Origin of the sequence: Kitasatospora sp. NPDC127035 (genome assembly GCF_042726075.1) — a bacterium.
Classification (GTDB): domain Bacteria; phylum Actinomycetota; class Actinomycetes; order Streptomycetales; family Streptomycetaceae; genus Kitasatospora.
In genome coordinates, this window is the sequence record NZ_JBHXDN010000073.1 from 19,790 (window position 1) to 37,656 (window position 17,867).

Sequence of the window (17,867 nt, forward strand, 5' to 3'; positions counted from 1 at the left end):
TCAAGGGCAGTACGCCGACGGACGATGCACAAGATGATCGTCACCTACGGGGCTGTCCCGGCCCCGGGGCGGTCGGTTTCGTGAATGGAGCCATCCATGCGATTGTCCGCGCGCTGCGCGTCCGCCGCACTCGTTCTGCTCGTTCCGTTGTGTGCCGCGCAGGGCACCGCAGTCGGCGAAACCTCCGGGAGGGCGTATGCGGCCCCGCTGCAGAAGGCGGCCCGGGCCGTCCCGGGCCAGTACATCGTCACCGTACACAAGGGCCTGGACCCGGCCGCGACGGCCGCCGAGGTCCGCGGCGTCGAGCCGCTGCACACCTACCGCCACGCCCTGAACGGCTTCTCCGCCCGCCTCGACCCGGCCCAGCTGGCGCAGGTACGGGCTTTGCCCGGTGTCGAGGCCGTCGAGGAGAACGCCTTCGTGAGCACCCCGGCAGGCGCCACCGCGCCTGCCCCGAAGACCCGGGGAGCCGCCTCCAGCTGGGGCCTTGACCGCATCGACCAGCAGGACTGGGACAAGGAGGCGGCCACCGGTGACGGTCAGTTCACCGTTGAGGGTGACGGAGCCGGTGTCACCGCCTACCTGATCGGCACCGGCATCGAGTTCGGCCACGACGAGTTCGAGGGCCGCGCCGTCCTCGGCACCGACGCCGTCGGTGACGGGCAGAACGGCGCCGACTGTCAGGGCGTCGGCACCCACGTCGCCGGCATCGTCGGCGGCAAGACCTACGGCGTCGCCCGCAAGGTCAACCTGGTCGGCGTCCGCGTCGTGGGCTGTGACGGCCAGGGCACCAACGAGCAGCTCATCGCCGGCCTCGACTGGGTGGCGGCCAACGCCAGGAAGCCCGCCGTCGCCAACATCTCCGTCGGCGGGGACGCGAACGAAGCGATCAACAAGGCCGCCGACGCGCTCTCCAACGCGGGCATCCTGCCCGTCGTCTCCGGCGGCAACGGTGCCCGGGACGCCTGCCTCTCCTCCCCCTCCTCCGCCCAACGGGTCATCACCGTCGGCGCGACCAACAAGTACGACGAGGAGACCGACTTCAGCAACTACGGCACGTGCGTCTCGCTGTACGCGCCCGGCGAGGACATCACCTCCGCCAAGCTCGGCGGCGGCAGCGTCGTCCGGGGCGGCACCGCCATGGCCGCCCCGCACGTCACCGGCACCGTGGCCCTCTACCTCGCCGGACACACCGGCGCGACCCCCGAAGACCTCGCCCTGTGGCTCTCCACCGAAACCACCAAGGGCGCCCTGACCGTCAGCAAGAGCAGCCCCAACGAACTGCTGTACACCGCCGGCCTCTGATCGGCCCGGACGCGCTCCGGACGCCCCGCCGACCTCAGGGCCGGCGGGGCGTCCGCGTCGCGGGCCAAGCCCCGGCGGGCCCGACGGCTCGTGATCGCGAGTATCGCCGGGAACTCCGTCGGTGGCCTCCCCCGATCGGGGGAGTGATCTTTCCCGCCTTCCCGCGATGCGGAGGGAGGCCCCCGGAAACCAGGATCGTGCCCACACCGAACGATCTCCAGGAGTTGACCGATGCGTACGCAGATCCGGCAGGCCCCCAGTTCTCCGACCGGGCAGCGGGGCGGCAAGCGGCGACGGGCCGTGTCGGCCGTGGCCGCGGCAGCCTTCGGCGCCATGACGGCGGGCGTCCTCGCCCCGCCCGCCGCCCTCGCCGCCGACCCCGCCACCGCCTCCGCCCGCGCGAGGCCGGACGCCGTCCAGCAGGTCCTGAACACGCTGGTGCGTGACGACGGGCTGCCCGCCGCGCTGGCGAGCGTCAAGGGAAGGGACGGCCGTACCCGTACCTACACCGCCGGGACCGGCGACCTGGCCACCGGCTCGAAGGTGCCCAGGGACGGCCAGGTCCGGATCGGCAGCAACACCAAGACGTTCACGGCGGTCGTGGTCCTGCAACTGGTCGCCGAGGGGAAGCTCGGCCTGGACGACTTCGTGGACACCCACCTGCCCGGCCTCGTCCGGGGCGAGGGGATCGACGGGAGCACCATCACCGTCCGCCACCTCCTCCAGCACACCAGCGGACTCCCCGAGTACGGCAACCACCTCGACGACGACGAGATCAGGTACCGGTACGTCGAGCCCCGCGACCTGATCGACATCGCGCTCCGCTACCCGGCCGACGCGGCCCCCGGGAAGGTGTGGGGGTACAGCAACACGAACTACGTCCTGGCCGGCCTGATCGTCCAGAAGGTCACCGGCCGGCCCCTCGCCGAGGAGATCGACCGGCGCATCGTCAAGCCCGTCGGCCTGCGCCACACCTACTTCCCCGCCCCCGGGGACATGACCATCCGCGAGCCGCACCCCAAGGGCTACCACCGCAACCCGACCGACGGTCCGTTGCGCGAGTACACGGAGATGGACCCGTCATGGGGCTGGGCGGCGGGCCAGTTGATCTCCACCAACTCCGACCTCAACCGCTTCTTCGGCGCGCTCCTCGGCGGAGAACTCCTCCCGGACGCCCAGCTCGCCGAGATGCGCACCACCGTCCCCGTCGGCGGGCCCTCCGACCTGCGCTACGGGCTCGGGCTCACCAGCAGGGCCCTGTCCTGCGGCGGCGTCTACTGGGGCCACGGCGGCGACATCGCGGGCTACGAGACCCGGGGCGGCGTCACCGACGACGGCCGCGCCGCCAACGTCGCGGTGACCGGCGTCCCGTGGACCGACGCGGGCACGAAGCACGTGCTGGAGGCCGTGGACAAGGCCCTGTGCGGCTGACACCCGCCGACCTCCCGGGCCGGACGTGCCGTGCCGCGCCGTGCCGTGCCCGAGCAACCCCGACCGACGAACCGACGATCCCCCAGGAGTTGACCCATGCAGGAACAGACACGCCGAGGACTCCGGCGGCGACACGCCCTGTCGGCCGCCGCCGCGCTGGCCGTCGGCCTCACCGTACCGGGTGTCCTGACGGCGCCCCAGGCCGCCGCCACCGGGCCGGACACCGTCCGACGGAGCCTGAACGCACTGGTGCGTGACGACGGGATGCCCGCCGCGCTGGCGAGCGTCCGGGACCGTCACGGCCGCACCCGCACCTACACCGCGGGGACCGCCGACCTGGCCACCGGCTCGAACGTGCCCGTCGACGGCCAGGTCCGGGTCGGCAGCAACACCAAGTCCTTCGTCGCGGTCGTGGTCCTGCAGCTGGTCGCCGAGGGGAGGATCGGTCTGGACGACTTCGTGGACGCCCATCTGCCCGGCCTCGTCCGGGGGGAGGGGATCGACGGGCGCGACATCACCGTCCGCCAGCTCCTCCAGCAGACCAGCGGGCTCCCCGACTACAGCAGCGACCTCGGGGACGACGCCCGGTACTACGACCCGAACGAACTGCTCGCCTTCGCCCTCCGGCACCCCGCCGACTTCGCCCCCGGCAAGAAGTGGAAGTACAGCAACACCAACTACGTGCTCGCCGGCCTGCTCGTCCAGGAGGTCACCGGCCGCCCGCTCGCCGAGGAGATCGACCGGCGCGTCGTCCGATCCGTAGGGCTGCGCCACACCTACTTCCCCGCCCCCCGCGACGCGGGCATCCGGGAACCCCACCCCCACGGCTACTACCGGGAATCGGCGGACGCGCCGCTGCGCGACGTCACCGAGATCGACCCGTCCTGGGGGTGGGCCGCCGGGCAGATGGTCTCCACCGGCTCCGACCTCAACCGGTTCTTCGGCGCGCTCCTGGCCGGTCGCCTCCTGCCGCCGGCCCTGCTCGCGCAGATGCGGACCACCGTCCCCGCCGAGGAGACCTTCGGCCCCGGCGCCCGCTACGGACTGGGGCTCGTCAGCAGGCCGCTGCCGTGCGGCGGCCTCTCCTGGGGGCACGGCGGCAGCTTCCCCGGGTACGAGACCCGGAGCGGGGTCACCGACGACGGCCGCGCCGCCACCGTCGCGGTCACCGTGCAGCTCACCGACGCGGCGAGCCGCAGGAAGCTCGAACGCGCCGTGGACACGGCCCTGTGCCGCTGAGCCCCGCCGAGGGGCGTTCCGCGCGGTAGGACGACCGGTGGGCCCGACCCGACGTCGGCCCCACCGGCCCCGTGTCCGCGCACCGGCGCCGCACCGTCGGGCGGAGGGGGTGCGGCGCCGTCCGCAACCGCGGGACGCTACCCTCCGGGACATGGCTCAGCCCCCTCACCCCCGGATCGTCACGCGGCTCGTCGACGGGCACGTCTGCGCCTACGACCTGGCCGCCGGTGCCGCGGACGTGCTGTCACCCGCCGTGAGCTTCCGGCCCGTTCCCGGGGACGAGGTCGTCGACCGGGCCGTCGCCGCCGACCTTCGGCGCGCCTACTACACGACCCTCGACGCGGTCGTCTGCGTGACGTCGGACGGGGACGAGGTCTGGCGGTCGGTGTTCGGGCCGCCGTCGGACCGGCGGTTCGGGCACTGGCCCGGCTGCGCCCTGTCGGCGGACGGACGGACGGTGTGGGTCTACCGGCCCGACGTCATGGCCGGCCGCGACCGCCCCGACCAGTGGGTCGTGCTGGACGCCGGGACGGGCGCACTCGTCGCCCGGGCGGACCTGTCGACCGTCGGGCAGGGCGGCCGTCAGCTGTCGCACCGGACGAGCGGTCAGGTCCTCCTGAACGTGGGGGAGGGGCAGGACGGTTCGGTCGTCTACCGCGGGTCGCTGACCGAGGGCCGGATGGACCTCGTCCGCTACCCGTGGGACGACCGGTGCCTGATCGACCTGTCGCCCGACGGACGCCGGTTCCTGACCGTTCACCACGATCAGACCGACCTCGCCGTCCACGCCTACCCCGACGGCGAGGTGGCGTTCACCCTCACCGTCGACGCCTTCGGGCACGACCCGGACGGCACCTACCTGGAATGGAGCGGCGGCTACCTGGACCAGGACACCGTCGTCGTGACCCTCGTCGGCGAGACCGAGGACGAGGACGAGACCGAGGGGGAGGAGGTCGGGGAGGAGTGGCGCCGTCACTACCGCGTCGACGCCTGCTCCGGCCGGGTCCGGGGGGAGTTCGACGCAATGGTGGCGGGGGACTCCGACGACTTCCGGCCCCTCGGCGACGGATCCTGGCTCACCACGGATCCGTCCGGTCACCCCGTCCGCCGCACGGAACCGCCGGGCGCGGCCCGGGAGCCGCTCCGCTGACGGCCGTCCGGATCCGCAGGCCGTCCGGATCCGCAGGGGACCGGTTTGGACGGCCTCGACGGGGCACCGTGTGAACTCCCGTCCGCCGAAGGCTGTTTCGGGCGGTGGTCAGCCGGACTCGCGGACCACCAGCCGGTGGGCGATGCGCTTCCGGGCCTGCGGCAGCGGCGTGCTCACGGCCGCTGCGGACATCTGCACGACCTCGTCGAACGCCGGCTGTGCGAACGCCGCGAAGTCCAGCCGGAGCGTCGTGAGTTCGGGCTCGACGAAGACGCCGATCCTCAGGCCGTGGATGCCGATCACGGCGCACGAGTCCGGCACGGCGGGCCCGCGGACCCTCAGCTCCTTCAGCACACCACCGGGACCCGCTCGGGCGTGGTCCGCTTCTCCCTGTACACCCGAAGCGGAGGTGCCGCGCCGCGCGAGCGTGTCCGAGCCGGCCACGGTGGCGACCGACCGGCCGTGGGCCCGGTGCGGACGGCACCGCCCGGCGCCGTCCGCACCGGGTTCGTGGTCGCTCGAAAGGGTGAGAGCCGCCGCTTCCCGCCCCGATCCCCGGTGCGTGGCCTCGACACTGGGCACGTCGGGCCGCTGGGCCCACGGCAGACGGAGAGTGCCATGGCGAACGGAAGTGTCCTGCTGGCGTTGCGCGAGGACCCGCTGGGCCGGGGAGTCGGCGGCGACCAACTACGGCGCATCGGCAAGGAGCTGGAGAGCCGCGGGCTGGAGGTGCGGTGGGCGCGGACGGTCGAAGGGGCCGTCTCCGTCCTGAGCACCGAGGCGGGTCTGGCCGCGGCGGTCGTGGCCTGGGACCTCCCCTCCGAGGACGGCGCGGCGGCCGACGGGGAGGGCGCGGTCGTCCTGCGGCACGTCTCGCGCCGGTTCAAGGACCTGCCGGTCTTCGTCGTGATGTCCGAGACGGCCGACCTCGGGCTGGACCGGCTGCCCCTGTGGGTGGCCGAGATCGCCGTCGGCTACATCTGGCCCCTGGAGGACACCCCCTCCTTCATCGCCGGCCGGGTCCTCAGCGCGGCGCGTGCCTACGCCGACGCCGTCCTGCCGCCGTTCTTCAAGGCGCTCCGCCGGTTCGACGACGCCCACGAGTACTCATGGCACACCCCCGCGCACTCCGGTGGCGTCGCCTTCCTGAAGTCGCCCGTCGGACGGGCGTTCTTCGACTACTACGGCGAGCGCCTCTTCCGTACGGACCTGTCGATCTCGGTGGAGGAGCTGGGATCCCTCTTCGAGCACAGCGGTCCCATCGGGGACGCCGAGCGCAACGCCGCCCGCGTCTTCGGCGCGGACCGGACGTACTTCGTGCTGCACGGGAACTCCACCGCCGACCGCATGGTCGGTCACTACTGCGTCGCCGACGGCGAGATCGCCCTGGTGGACCGGAACTGCCACAAGTCGGTCCTGCACGGGCTGGTGATCTCCGGCGCCCGCCCCGTCTACCTCGTCCCGACCCGCAACGGCTACGGCCTGGCCGGGCCCCTTCCCGCCACCGAGACCCGTCCCGAGGCGGTGCACGCCCGGATCGCCGCCCATCCGCTGACACCGGGGGCGGTGTCCCCCGGGGCCCAGTACGCGGTGATCACCAACTCGACCTACGACGGCCTCTGCTACGACACCGTGCAGACCGCGCGTGCGCTGGCCCCCAGCACCCCCCGGCTCCACTTCGACGAAGCCTGGTTCGCCTATGCGCGCTTCCACCCCCTCTACGCCGGCCGCTACGGCATGGCCGTGGGCCCGGACACGTTCGAGGGCGACGAGCGGCCGACGGTCTTCTCCACCCAGTCGACCCACAAGCTGCTGGCCGCCCTGTCGCAGACGGCCATGGTGCACGTGAGGTCCTCCCCCCGGGCACCGGTCGAGCACCACCGGTTCAACGAGGCGTTCATGATGCACGGCACCACCTCCGCCCTGTACCCGGCGATCGCCTCGCTCGACGTGGCCACGGCGATGATGGACGGACCCCAGGGGGAGTGGCTCGTCAACGAGGCGATCACCGAAGCCGTCCGGTTCCGGCAGGCCGTCGTCCGCACCGGACGCCGGATCGCGGCCGCCGGCGACAGGCCGCCGTGGTTCTTCGGCGTCTGGCAGCCCGACACCGTGACCGACCCGGCCACCGGGACCACCGTCCCCTTCGCCGACGCCTCCCCGGCGCTCCTGGCCACGGACCCCCGCTGCTGGGAGCTGGAGCCCGGCGCGGCGTGGCACGGCTTCCCCGGACTGAGCCGGGGACAGTGCCTGCTGGACCCGGTCAAGGTGACGCTGACCTGCCCCGGCGTCGACGCGACGGGCCGGACGGCCCCCTGGGGCGTCCCCGCCCGGATCCTCACCGCCTACCTCGCGGGCCGTGGCATCGTCGTGGAGAAGACCGACACCTACACCGCGCTCGTCCTGTTCTCCATGGGCATCACCAAGGGGAAGTGGGGCACCCTGATGGACGCCCTCATGGACTTCAAGGCCCTCCACGACGCCGACACCCCGCTGCGCCAGGTGCTGCCGCACCTGGTCGAGCGCCACCCGCAGCGCTACGGCCGGACGACCCTGCGCGAGCTCTGCCAGGAGATGCACGAACACCTCACCCGCGCGGAACTGATCGACGCCCTGGACACCGCGTTCCGGGAGCTGCCCGAGCCGGTCGTCCCGCCCCAGCACTGCTACCGGCAGCTGATCCGGGGCGGCACCGAGCGCCTCCGTCTCGCGGAGGCCGCCGGCAGGGTGGCCGCCGCCATGGTCACCGTGACCCCGCCCGGGATCCCCGTCCTGATGCCCGGGGAGGCACTCGGGACCCCCGACGGCCCGGTCCTGCGTTACCTCGGCGCGCTGGAGGCCTTCGACCGCTCCTTCCCGGGCTTCCACAGCGAGGCGCACGGCGTGTCCGTCGACCCCGGCACCGGCGACTACCTCATCGAATGCGTGCGGGAGGACGTCCGGGCGACGTGGTGACCGAGGGGCCGTGCGCGGGGCGAGCTCGGGGCGGGCCCCTCCCGCCTCGGCGTCGTCGGGCACACATCGGTCCGGCACGCGCCCAGGGCGCTCCGAGGACACCGGGCAGTCCGGTGCGAACGGTCCTCCGAGGTGGTGCACGGTGGCCTGGAGGAGCCCGCGGTCCCACCGGGTGGTGGGCGAATCGGGTGACGCCTGACATGGCCTCACTCCTCGGGGGCAGAAGGGACAGCATCTGTTCCGGCCAAACGCTCGGAGGTGCACATGTCCACCACCATGGTGTTGCTGGTGGCGCCGCTCGTCCTCGCTGCCGTACTGGCGGCCACCGGCCCGCGCACGGCGTCCCGGCACCGCGGCCCCCGCGCCGTCGTCGGTCGTGGTGACGACGCGTACCGGCCCCGGCACGCCCGGCCCTCGCCCTGACGCCCTGCCCTGACTCTCCGCCCTGGCTCCTCGTCGGGGTCCGCTGCGCGAGTCACACCGTTCCACCGGGCCGCCCCGGCATCGCCGGGGCGGCCCGGTGCGTCGTACCCCGGCGGTCGTACCCCGGCCGTCGTGGTACGTCGCGCAGCGGCGGGGCGGGCCCCCGCCGTACCCGTCCCGGGTCAGCGCCCGCGCCGCCGCAGGTCCGGGGCCAGGGGGAGCTGATCACCGGTGGCACCGGTTTCGAGGCGCGCGTAGTCCGGGTGGTCCAGCCGGTGGTGGACGTAGATCTGGTCGGCCCACGGCGGGTCGAACGGCGTGAACGCGCGCAGGCCCAGGACGCGGCCGACCACCCGGTCGGACCGCTCGGCGTTGAAGTCGGCGACCGCGGCGGCTTCGCCGATCTGCTCGACGGTCCCCGGAAGGTCGTCGAGGTAGCAGGTGACCCGCGGCAGCAGGTGCCCGTGCGCGGAGCCGCGGAACAGGTCGAGGGCGGTCGCCGTCGAGGAGTAGTAGTCCAGGTCGAGGGAGACGAAGCCCACCGGATGATCGCGCAGCACGTCCGCGTGGGTGTCGAGGTAGTCGGGCAGCGTCCGGGCGAGGTCGCCGATCACCAGCTCGGACGAGCCCAGGCGGGCCCGCAGCCGGTCGTGGTCCATGGTGTAGAAGCCGGGACCGAACAGGTAGGGCATGTCCCGGGGGTCCTTGGCGGGGGGCATGCCCGAGCCGCCGTCGAAGCCGACCACCCGCACCGCCACACCGGTGGCGGCGGCGTAGTACCGGGCGTGCTCGGCGAGCGCCAGCAGCCCGTTGCCCCCGGCCACCCCGAACTCGACGACGGTGACACCCGGGTGCCCCAGCCGCGCGGCCGACTCGGTGGCCCGACGCACCCCGTACGCGTAGTGGGGCCGCTCGACCAGCCCGAACCGGTACGCCGGCGCCGAACCGACTCCGGGCAGCCGCCGCAGCAGCCGGTTGCGCACCGCGTTCCGGGTGCCGGACTTCGACCAGTCCCACAGCACGTCGGCCAGCCCACCGGCAGGCCGCCGTCCGAACGGGTGACCCTTCTGGGCGGTCGTCCCCACATTCCTGCGCACCATGGCACTCCCCACACGACGAAGCGGTCGGGGGCAGCCTTCCCGTCCACCCCGCCCGCCCAACCGGTTCGCCGCAGGGCGCGGCCGAGAAGTCGTGGGGGACGGTCGCGGTCGTCCGTCCTCCGGAAGGTCCGGAACGGGTCGCCGGATCCTCGGCGGGCCGTGCGGCACCGGCGCGGGTAGCGTGCTGCGAGGGGGAGCGGCGCAAGGAGGGTCATGCCTGACGCCATCGTCATCGGCGCCGGCCCCAACGGGCTGGTGGCCGCCAACATCCTCGCCGACGCCGGCTGGCAGGTCGACGTCCTGGAGGGCCGGTCCGAGCCCGGTGGCGCCGTCCGCAGCGACCGGGGTGTCCACCCCGACTACGTCCACGACGTGTTCAGCTCCTTCCACCCCCTCGCCGTCGCCTCGCCCGCCATCGGCGCGCTGGACCTGGGCGCGTTCGGCCTGCGCTGGAGCCACGCGCCCACCGTGCTGGCCCACCCCCTGCTCGACGGGCGCGCCGCCACGCTGCACCGGGGCGTCACGGCGACCTGCGCCGGCCTGGAGGGCGCGTTCGGCGGGGCGGACGCCGAGGCGTGGCAGCGGCTCTCACGGCTCTGGGACGACCTGGACCCGTATCTCCTGCGCACGCTGTTCACACCGTTCCCCCCGGTCAGGGCGGGTGCGGCGATGGCCGCCCGGCTGCGGGCCGCGGGCGGACTGCGGGCCCTGCGGTTCCTGACCCTTCCGGTGCGCCGTCTGGCACAGGAGGAGTTCACCGGGCCCGGCGCCGGCCTGCTGCTCGCCGGGTGCGCCCTGCACGCCGACCTGCTGCCGGAGGGAGTCGGCAGTGGGGCGTTCGGCTGGCTGATGGCGATGCTCGGCCAGCAGGTCGGGTGGCCCGTCCCGGTCGGCGGCGCCGCCGCGCTGACGGACGCGCTGGTGCGGCGGCTGGAGTCCTCGGGCGGAAGGCTGCACTGCGACGCCCCGGTGGTCGAGGTGGTCGTACGCGGCGGGCGCGCGCTGGGGGTGCGGACCGCCGACGGCCAGGCGTACCGGGCCCGCCGCGCGGTCCTCGCGGACGTCGCGGCCCCCGCCCTGTACGGCGGCCTGGTCGGGTGGGAGCACCTGCCGTCCTCGATGCGCGCGGACCTCCGCCGCTTCCAGTGGGACCTCTCCACCGTGAAGGTCGACTGGGCCCTGAACGGCGCCGTGCCGTGGACGGCGCCCGCGACGGCCGGCGCCGGGACGGTGCACCTGGGGGCCGATCTGGACGAGCTGAGCGACTACGCGCTGCAGCTGGGCACGGACCGCCTGCCGCGTCGCCCGTTCGTGCTGTTCGGGCAGATGACGACGGCCGATCCCGTCCGCTCCCCGGCCGGCACCGAGTCCGCCTGGGCCTACACCCACGTCCCCCGGGCGATCAAGGACGACCTGGGGCCCGACGGCATCACGGGCAGCTGGGACCCGCGGGAGGCGGAGGCGATGGCGGCCCGCATCGAGGACCAGGTGGAGCGCTTCGCCCCGGGGTTCAAGGAGCGGATCGTCGCCCGGCGGATCCTCACCCCGACGCTGCTGCAGGAGCTGAACCCCAACCTGGTCGGCGGCGCGATCAACGGCGGCACCGCCGCGCCGCACCAGCAGCTCGTCTTCCGCCCCGTCCCGGGCACCGGGCGTCCGGAGACGCCCGTCGCCGGGCTCTACCTGGCGTCCTCGTCCGCGCATCCCGGGGGCGGGGTCCACGGCGCCTGCGGGGCCAACGCCGCCCGCGCGGCCCTGCGCGCGCACCGGCTCCTGGCCGGCCGCGTGCTCGCCCCGGGCCTCGCCGCGGCGCAGCGACTGCTGTCGGGCCCGCGCGAGCACCCCCACGACCACGACTGACGACCGCCGGAGCGCGCGGACCGGGCGGACCGGGCCCGACGACGCGCCGAACGGACAACCCGACAGCCGGGCGATACGGCAACCCGACAGCCCGGCGATACGGCAACACGGCAACACGGCAAGCACCGAGGAGGAGTCGCATGGCACGGCGCCAGCAGTTCATCGCATGCCCGCCCGAAGCAGTCTGGGGCGTCCTGGCCGACGGCCACAGCTACGCCGAGTGGGTGGTCGGGACGCAGGACATCGAGCACGTCGACCCCGGCTGGCCGGCGGTGGGCGCGGCCCTGCGCTACCGGGCCGGTCTCGGCCCGCTCACCATCGACGACAGCTGCACGGTCCGGATCTGCGAGCCCGGCACCCGCCTGGAGCTGGAGGCGAAGGCCGCACCGTTCGGCACCGCCCGCATCGCGTTCACCCTCATCCCCTGGGGTGCCAACACGCTGGTCCTCCTCGACGAGCACCCCCTGACCGGCCCCGGCTCGCGCTTCGAGGGACCACCGAGCGAATTCGTGCTGCACCTGCGCAACCGCAGGCTGCTCGGCAACCTCGCCCGGGTGGCGGTCGAGGAACACCGGCAGGCCACCGGAACCGGTGCCGGCCGGCCCGGCGGGTGACCGCGTTCCGCAGGTCGGGCTCACACCGAGGGGATTGACCGCGGCCGGTGCGGACAGACGCCCGTCATGGCACCTCGGTTCAGACACGCACACGGGCCCGACGGCCGGGAGAACGACGCCGGGCCGGGCCCGAGCCGACGGGTCACGGAAGCGGCCCCGGACTCGCCCGGCGACCTCTCCCGGCGCTCGTGGTGGGCCGCACTGCGCCGCACCGGCAAGGAGTTCCTGGAGGACGAGCTGCCCGACCGCGCTGCGGCCCTCACGTACTACGGCGTCCTGGCGATCTTCCCGGCCCTTCTCGTCCTCGTCTCGGTGCTCGGCGTCATCGGGCAGTCCGCGACCGGTGCCGTGCTGGACAACCTGCAGAACCTGGCACCCGGCGCCGCCCGCGACATCCTGCGCGACGCCGTCGACCAGCTCCGGAACTCCGGCGGCGGCGTCAGCTCGGTCCTGCTGGTCGTGGGCCTGGCGGGCGCCCTGTGGTCGGCGTCCGGCTACGTGGCCGCCTTCATCCGCTCCTCGAACGCCGTCTACGACATCCGTGAGGGCCGCCCGGTGTGGAAGACCACACCGCTGCGCCTGGGCCTGACGCTCCTGCTGATGGTGCTGCTGGCGGCGAGCGCGGTGATCGTCGTGTTCACCGGCCCGCTCGCGGACCGGGTGGGCCGCGCACTCGGCCTGGGCGGTACCGCGCTGACGGTGTGGTCGGTCGCCAAGTGGCCGGTCCTGCTGGTCCTCGTCGTGCTGATGATCGCGGTGCTGTACTGGGCCGCGCCCAACGTGCGGGACCGGGGCTTCCGATGGGTGTCCCCGGGCAGCGTGCTCGCGGTCGTCCTCTGGATGGCGGCCTCCGCCGGGTTCGCCCTGTACGTCGCGAACTTCTCCTCCTACAACAAGACCTACGGCACGCTGGCCGGTGTGATCGTCTTCCTGGTCTGGCTGTGGATCTCCAACCTCGCCATCCTCCTCGGCCTGGAGTTCGACGCCGAGCTCTCCCGGGAACGCGCCATCGAGGGCGGCCTGCCCGAGAAGGAGGAGCCGTACGTGCGGCCCCGCGACACCCGCACCTGGCCCGACGACGAGAAGACCTAGCCGGCCGGGCCGCCGCCGCGGCCCGGCCCGGAGAAGGCCCGGAGAGCCCGGAGAAGGGTCGGAGAGGGGTCAGAGCACGGTCACCCGGGCCCGGGCCCAGGAGGTGTGGTCGAAGGCCATGTTGCCGTTGGCGTCCTCGACGACCAGCCGCAGCAGACGCACGCCCCGGACGTCGACGTCGACCTCGACCGGGCCGGAGGCGCCCGTGAGCTTCCCGGTGGTGAAGAGCACCCTGCCGTCGCCGTGGACCGACGCCTTCGTCGCACCGAGCGCGGACTGCCGGGTGGAGAAGTCGTCGATGCCGACGAGCGCCGTGAACCGGTTCCCCCGGGCGCCGAGGTGGTAGACGATCTCGGACGGCGCGTGGACGCCCAGGCCCTTGGTGTACGTCGTGCCGGCGAAGGTGATCGGCGTGCCGTCGCCGGCCTCCTTGCGGCCGTTGGAGGTGTCGCGTTCGACCGGGCCCCAGCCGTTGGTGGCCGACACCCAGGGGAGGTCGCTGAGGTAGGCGTTCGCGGTCGGCGGGGCCGGGAGGAGAGGTGTCCGTCCGGTCGCGGAGAAGGCCAGCGGACCGCCGGTGGAGCGGGCGCCCGCGGTGACGGCCAGGGACCCGCCCGTGCCCGGAGCGGCGCCGGTCGGCGCGGTGACCTCCCACGTCACGGTCAGGACGGTGCGGTCGCGCTCATCCCACGGCTCGCCCTCACCGGCCACGAGTCCGAGCTCGACATCGTCATCCGGTCCGTCGACGGCCCGCCCCTGGCCCGGCGGATCAGCGTGGCCGTGCTCCGCTCCACCGTCTCCGACTCCGCCGACGCCCTGCGCGAAGCGCTCGCTTCGCAGGCGCGGAAGATCACCGAAGCCTGGAACGAACGCCCCGCCTGACGACGACGCGGTGCCGGGCCCGACTGCCGCGAGATCGCCATACCAGGTATGGACACCCGTAGAGGATCTCGGCATTCCTCTCCGCCGGGACCGCTGCCACGCTGAGGACATGAACCCGCACCCCTCCTCCCTCACCGTCTACCGCGGCCCCGCGGGGGACCACAACGACCGCGCGATGAGCGCCGTCACCCTGCTCGGCCAGGCGTTCACCCGTCGGCTCGGCATCTCCCCGGTCGTCGTCGGCTCCCCGGAGCCGGCGCAGCCGGCCAGCTGGGACCGGGAGCTGCGCCGTGCGTTTCCCACCCTGCAGCGTATGGCTGAGCGCATCGACCAGGTCATGACCGCCGGACAGGCGCCGATCAGCGTCATCACCCGGTGCGCCGTCGCCCTGGCCTCCCAACCGGTCGTGCTCCGTCACCGCCCCGACGCGGTCGTGGTGTGGTTCGACGCCCACGGGGACATCAACGTCCCCGCCGACACCACCACCGGATACCTCGGCGGCCTGGCCCTCGCCGGTCCGCTGGGCTGGTGGGACTCCGGTCTCGGCGGCGGGCTCCCCGAACAGCAGGCCGTCCTGGTCGGCGCCCGCGACCTCGACCCTGCCGAGATCCGGCACGTCACCGCCGGCCGCGTGGCCCTCGTGCCCCCGGGCTGCGGGCTCGACGAGCGCCTCGCGGACGTCCTCCGGGGCCGCCCCGCCTACCTGCACGTCGACTGCGACGTCATGGAGCCGGGGCTTTTCACGACCGACTACACCGTCCCGGGCGGCCTCAGCCTCGACGACCTCCACGCCTGCGCGAAGGTCCTTGCCGTGAGTGCGCCCGTCGGCGCCGAGATCGCCGAGTTCGAGGGGAACGGCTCCGCGACGGCCGACGACCTCGTCGCCGCGATCGAGCCCCTCCTCGCCGAACTCCGCCGCTGAACGGAGGGTTCGTCGGACCGGACGTGCCGGTCGGCGAGCCCGGTCCGTACCCGGAGCGGCTGCGGCGGCGTTCGAGAATCAGCACAGGGCGGTTGGACCGGACCCTCCGTCAGTTCGTGACGTAGGTCCGTTCCACTCTCCTTGGTCGCCGTGACCGCACGACCGTCCGGGACCGTCGCACTGCCGCCGGGAGCGCCCGGACCCCGGCATCAGCCCTGGACGGTGTCGGGAAGCGGGGTTTCGTCGGGCCGGGCAGGTGCCGTGCCGGTCGTGTCGTGGATCGGGCGGCGGGTGCGCTCCGCCCAGGCCGCCACCGGCGGGCCCGCCGCGCCGAGGGCCGCGAAGAACACGCCGAGGAGCAGCCAGCCCGCGTGCCCGAGTCCGAGGACCGCCGTCGTCAGGACCACCGGAGCCAGGGCCTGCCCGGCGTTGAAACCGAGGCCGAAGAAGCCCTGGTACTGCCCTTGGGCGTGGTCGGGGGCGAGGCCGAAACCGAGGGCGAAGCCGCCCGAGGACTCCCACACCTCTCCGAGGCTGTGCACGCAGACGGCGAGGACGGCGAGCGCCGGCGCGATCCAGGTCGGAACGTCCGCGGTCAGGGCCATCAAGGGGCAGCTGACCAGGAAGAGCAGCCCGGCGACGCGGAACGCCCGGCCGCCCTGGCGCGGTGTCTCCACCCGCGAGCCGATCCTGCTCTGGAGCAGCACGCACACCCCGCTGTTGACCGCGTAGACGGCCGCCACGGTCCACCGGGGCGCATCGGTGTGGGCGGAGAGCCAGATCGGCAGGAGCAGGGAGACGGTCTGGTACTGCAGGCCCATGGCGCCGTAGAGCGCGGTGAAGCACACGTACGGCCGGTCGGACAGGACGGCCCAGCGGTGGTGCTCCTTCGGCCGCGGCAGGGGCTGGTAGTCGGGGACGCCGATCAGGGCGATCAGGCCGGCACAGGCGAAGCTGGCGGCGTTGGCGAGGATGAGCGCGGTGTACGCCGAGCGGCTGTTGACCGAGACCGCGAAGGCGGCACCGAGGGTGCCCAGGACCACGCCGAGATTGACGAACGTGCGGAGCTTCGCCCTGAAGGCGGCCGGTCGTTCACCGCCGGCACGGGCGATGAGCGCACCACCTGCGGCGCCGCCCCCCGTGGCCGCCAGCCGGTCCAGGGTGGCGATGAGCGTGAACGTGAGCCAGCTGTGGATGAGGACGAACGAGGCCATCGTCACGGCCTGCATCGCGAGGGCCGCCAGCCAGACCGTGCGCGGCCCGTACCGGTCGGCCAGGTTCCCGGCCGGGATCCCGGCGAGCAGCCCGACCAGCCCGGCGATCGTGAGGCCGAGACCGACCTGCGCGGCGGGCAGGTGCACCACCAGCGTGAAGTAGAGCACCGCGGCGGTGTTGAACAGCCCGTTGCCCACCCGGCTGACGAAGCTTGCCGCGATGAGGGCGCGCTGCGGACCGGTTTGCGCCGGCGCGCCGGATATCTTCACCCCGACACTCTTCATGATCATGTCGAACAGGCTAACAGCGCCCCCGTCGGCCCCCTCCGGACGGTCCGTGAGGCCGCGGCCGTGATCGCCCGCAGCGCGGAGCTGTCGTGTCTGACGGGTCGCCAACGAATCGCCGAGGGGCCGGCGTTCGACGGACGTCGCCCCGCCGGCTTCCCGCGGCCGTCCCGTGGGTCAGACGTAGTCGACGCTGTAGACGACGTCGGCCGAGAACTCGAACCTGTCGCCGAGCGTGACCGGGGCGCTGGCGAGCGTGAGCACGTCGTCGGTGACCAGTTCCTTCCCCTGGCCTGCCGGGAACGGGAGCGACGTCCCCCGGCCGGGGCCGCCGCCGAGGTAGTCGGCGGTGCTCGCCCGGTCGTCGTCGTCCTGGGGGACGCTGCCCGAGTCGTCCTCGGTGCCGTCGACCCAGACGCGGACCGTCGTGGCGGCGTCCGGCGGCGAGATCGTGAGGTCCGGCCCGGCCGGGACTTCGAGCATGTCGCCTGTGGTCATCGGCTTCCACGAGACCGGAGGCGACATCGCCGTCGCGGAGCCGCCGGTGATCCCGAAGGTGAACTCGCCGGATCCGCTGCCGATCTTGTCGCTGTCCTCGTGGCAGTGGAGCCGGGCCAGTCGGGCGCGTACGACGCGCTGTTTGGTCCTGACAACCTCCGGGGGCGTGGCGGGGGCGAGGCCGGTGGTGTTCCAGACGATGTCGTAGTCGCCCGCTTCGTTCCAGGCCAGGATCGTGAACCACAGTTCCTGGTTGGTCCGCAGGGGGATGTGGCCCGGGGTCGCCGCAGAGATCCGGTCCACCACGGAGACCCGGTGCACGATCGCGGGCCGGGGGGAGACGGCGTCGGCGATCACGTCCGGCGCGAGGAAGACCGGGTGGCCGAAGCTCTCGGTCTGGGGCGTGCTGCCCAGGAGCTGGACACGGGCCATGGTCCGGCTCTGGGTGACGAACGCCATCGAGACGAACGTCCCGCCCGGGGTCACCATGACCCGGGGCTTGTCGCCGCATCCGGTCAGGAAGGTGGCGTGACCGCGTCCGATGGAGGGGAAGTCCAGGGCGCCGAGGGTGAGCCGCCTCGGCTGCGGGTTCTCCGCGAGTTCGGCGCTGCCGTGCCCTCGGTTGAACAGGCGCAGCTGGTAGATCCCCCCGAGGGGAACGAGCTGGACGGTCGGGCTGGTGGGGCTCTCGGAGACCGGGCCGGGGCGCAGGGTGAAAGGCGGTAACGGGGCCGTCGCCGGTACCCCGGCCGGGGTGAAGGGGAGCGTCCGTTCCCAGAGCTCCAGTTTGGCCTGCCCGCCGATCGAGTCGCTCGCGTCGAGGTGGAAGACCGCGCCGCCGGCGAGGGCGATGGCCGCCGTGCGGTCCGGAATCAATCTGACCATGGTGTCCTCGCT

The 17,867-nt window shown here is 73.6% G+C and carries 15 protein-coding genes; 10 read left to right on the forward strand and 5 right to left on the reverse strand.

Translation table 11 applies throughout. The annotated features are described in order from the left end of the window. Window positions 1–96 precede the first annotated feature (96 nt). The 4 genes from ACFWIC_RS34155 (at window position 97) to ACFWIC_RS34170 (ending at window position 5,125) form a co-directional block, all read left to right on the forward strand. Window positions 97–1,305, forward strand: a complete 1,209-nt coding sequence (locus ACFWIC_RS34155) for a S8 family peptidase (protein ID WP_380520791.1) — start codon at window positions 97–99, stop codon at window positions 1,303–1,305. A 231-nt stretch (window positions 1,306–1,536) separates the two neighbouring features. Further along, window positions 1,537–2,736 (forward strand): serine hydrolase domain-containing protein, encoded by a 1,200-nt coding sequence (locus ACFWIC_RS34160; RefSeq protein ID WP_380520792.1) that lies wholly within the window; start codon window positions 1,537–1,539, stop codon window positions 2,734–2,736. Between the two features lie 96 nt (window positions 2,737–2,832). Continuing rightward, a complete protein-coding gene (locus ACFWIC_RS34165) occupies window positions 2,833–3,975 on the forward strand; it encodes a serine hydrolase domain-containing protein (protein WP_380520793.1) in 1,143 nt (380 codons plus the stop codon). A 151-nt stretch (window positions 3,976–4,126) separates the two neighbouring features. Further along, on the forward strand, window positions 4,127–5,125 hold the full coding sequence (locus tag ACFWIC_RS34170; protein ID WP_380520794.1) for a hypothetical protein: 999 nt from the start codon (window positions 4,127–4,129) through the stop codon (window positions 5,123–5,125). Between the two features lie 108 nt (window positions 5,126–5,233). On the opposite strand, the gene ACFWIC_RS34175 is transcribed toward ACFWIC_RS34170, so the two are convergent. Continuing rightward, a complete protein-coding gene (locus ACFWIC_RS34175; protein ID WP_380520795.1) occupies window positions 5,234–5,479 on the reverse strand; it encodes a substrate-binding domain-containing protein in 246 nt (81 codons plus the stop codon). A 264-nt stretch (window positions 5,480–5,743) separates the two neighbouring features. Between ACFWIC_RS34175 and ACFWIC_RS34180 the strand changes: the two genes are divergently transcribed. Continuing rightward, window positions 5,744–8,080, forward strand: coding sequence for an Orn/Lys/Arg decarboxylase N-terminal domain-containing protein (locus ACFWIC_RS34180; RefSeq protein ID WP_380520796.1), 2,337 nt, complete (start codon window positions 5,744–5,746; stop codon window positions 8,078–8,080). A gap of 264 nt (window positions 8,081–8,344) precedes the next feature. Beyond that, window positions 8,345–8,503: a hypothetical protein gene (locus tag ACFWIC_RS34185; RefSeq protein ID WP_329877627.1), complete on the forward strand. Its 159-nt coding sequence runs from the start codon at window positions 8,345–8,347 to the stop codon at window positions 8,501–8,503. A 182-nt stretch (window positions 8,504–8,685) separates the two neighbouring features. On the opposite strand, the gene ACFWIC_RS34190 is transcribed toward ACFWIC_RS34185, so the two are convergent. Further along, on the reverse strand, window positions 8,686–9,603 hold the full coding sequence (locus ACFWIC_RS34190) for a hypothetical protein (RefSeq protein WP_329877629.1): 918 nt from the start codon (window positions 9,601–9,603) through the stop codon (window positions 8,686–8,688). Between the two features lie 213 nt (window positions 9,604–9,816). Here ACFWIC_RS34190 and ACFWIC_RS34195 point away from each other — a divergent pair, with 213 nt between their 5' ends. From ACFWIC_RS34195 to ACFWIC_RS34205, 3 genes are all read left to right on the forward strand, one after another. Then, on the forward strand, window positions 9,817–11,463 hold the full coding sequence (locus ACFWIC_RS34195) for a phytoene desaturase family protein (protein ID WP_380357917.1): 1,647 nt from the start codon (window positions 9,817–9,819) through the stop codon (window positions 11,461–11,463). Between the two features lie 140 nt (window positions 11,464–11,603). Next, window positions 11,604–12,077, forward strand: coding sequence for an SRPBCC family protein (locus ACFWIC_RS34200; RefSeq protein WP_329877633.1), 474 nt, complete (start codon window positions 11,604–11,606; stop codon window positions 12,075–12,077). A 66-nt stretch (window positions 12,078–12,143) separates the two neighbouring features. Further along, window positions 12,144–13,169 (forward strand): YihY/virulence factor BrkB family protein, encoded by a 1,026-nt coding sequence (locus ACFWIC_RS34205; protein ID WP_329877635.1) that lies wholly within the window; start codon window positions 12,144–12,146, stop codon window positions 13,167–13,169. A 69-nt stretch (window positions 13,170–13,238) separates the two neighbouring features. Here ACFWIC_RS34205 and ACFWIC_RS34210 read toward each other — a convergent pair whose 3' ends face one another. Continuing rightward, the gene (locus tag ACFWIC_RS34210) at window positions 13,239–13,829 is read right to left on the reverse strand and encodes an NPCBM/NEW2 domain-containing protein (RefSeq protein WP_380520797.1); all 591 of its coding nucleotides are present in this window, start codon (window positions 13,827–13,829) and stop codon (window positions 13,239–13,241) included. 331 nt (window positions 13,830–14,160) lie between these two features. On the opposite strand from ACFWIC_RS34210, the gene ACFWIC_RS34215 reads away from it, so the two are divergent. Beyond that, complete coding sequence (locus ACFWIC_RS34215) at window positions 14,161–14,973, forward strand: arginase family protein (protein ID WP_380520798.1); 813 nt, start codon at window positions 14,161–14,163, stop codon at window positions 14,971–14,973. Between the two features lie 209 nt (window positions 14,974–15,182). On the opposite strand, the gene ACFWIC_RS34220 is transcribed toward ACFWIC_RS34215, so the two are convergent. Next, complete coding sequence (locus ACFWIC_RS34220) at window positions 15,183–16,478, reverse strand: MFS transporter (RefSeq protein ID WP_380520799.1); 1,296 nt, start codon at window positions 16,476–16,478, stop codon at window positions 15,183–15,185. Between the two features lie 171 nt (window positions 16,479–16,649). Then, window positions 16,650–17,855, reverse strand: a complete 1,206-nt coding sequence (locus ACFWIC_RS34225; protein WP_380520800.1) for a hypothetical protein — start codon at window positions 17,853–17,855, stop codon at window positions 16,650–16,652. Between the last annotated feature and the right edge of the window lie 12 nt (window positions 17,856–17,867).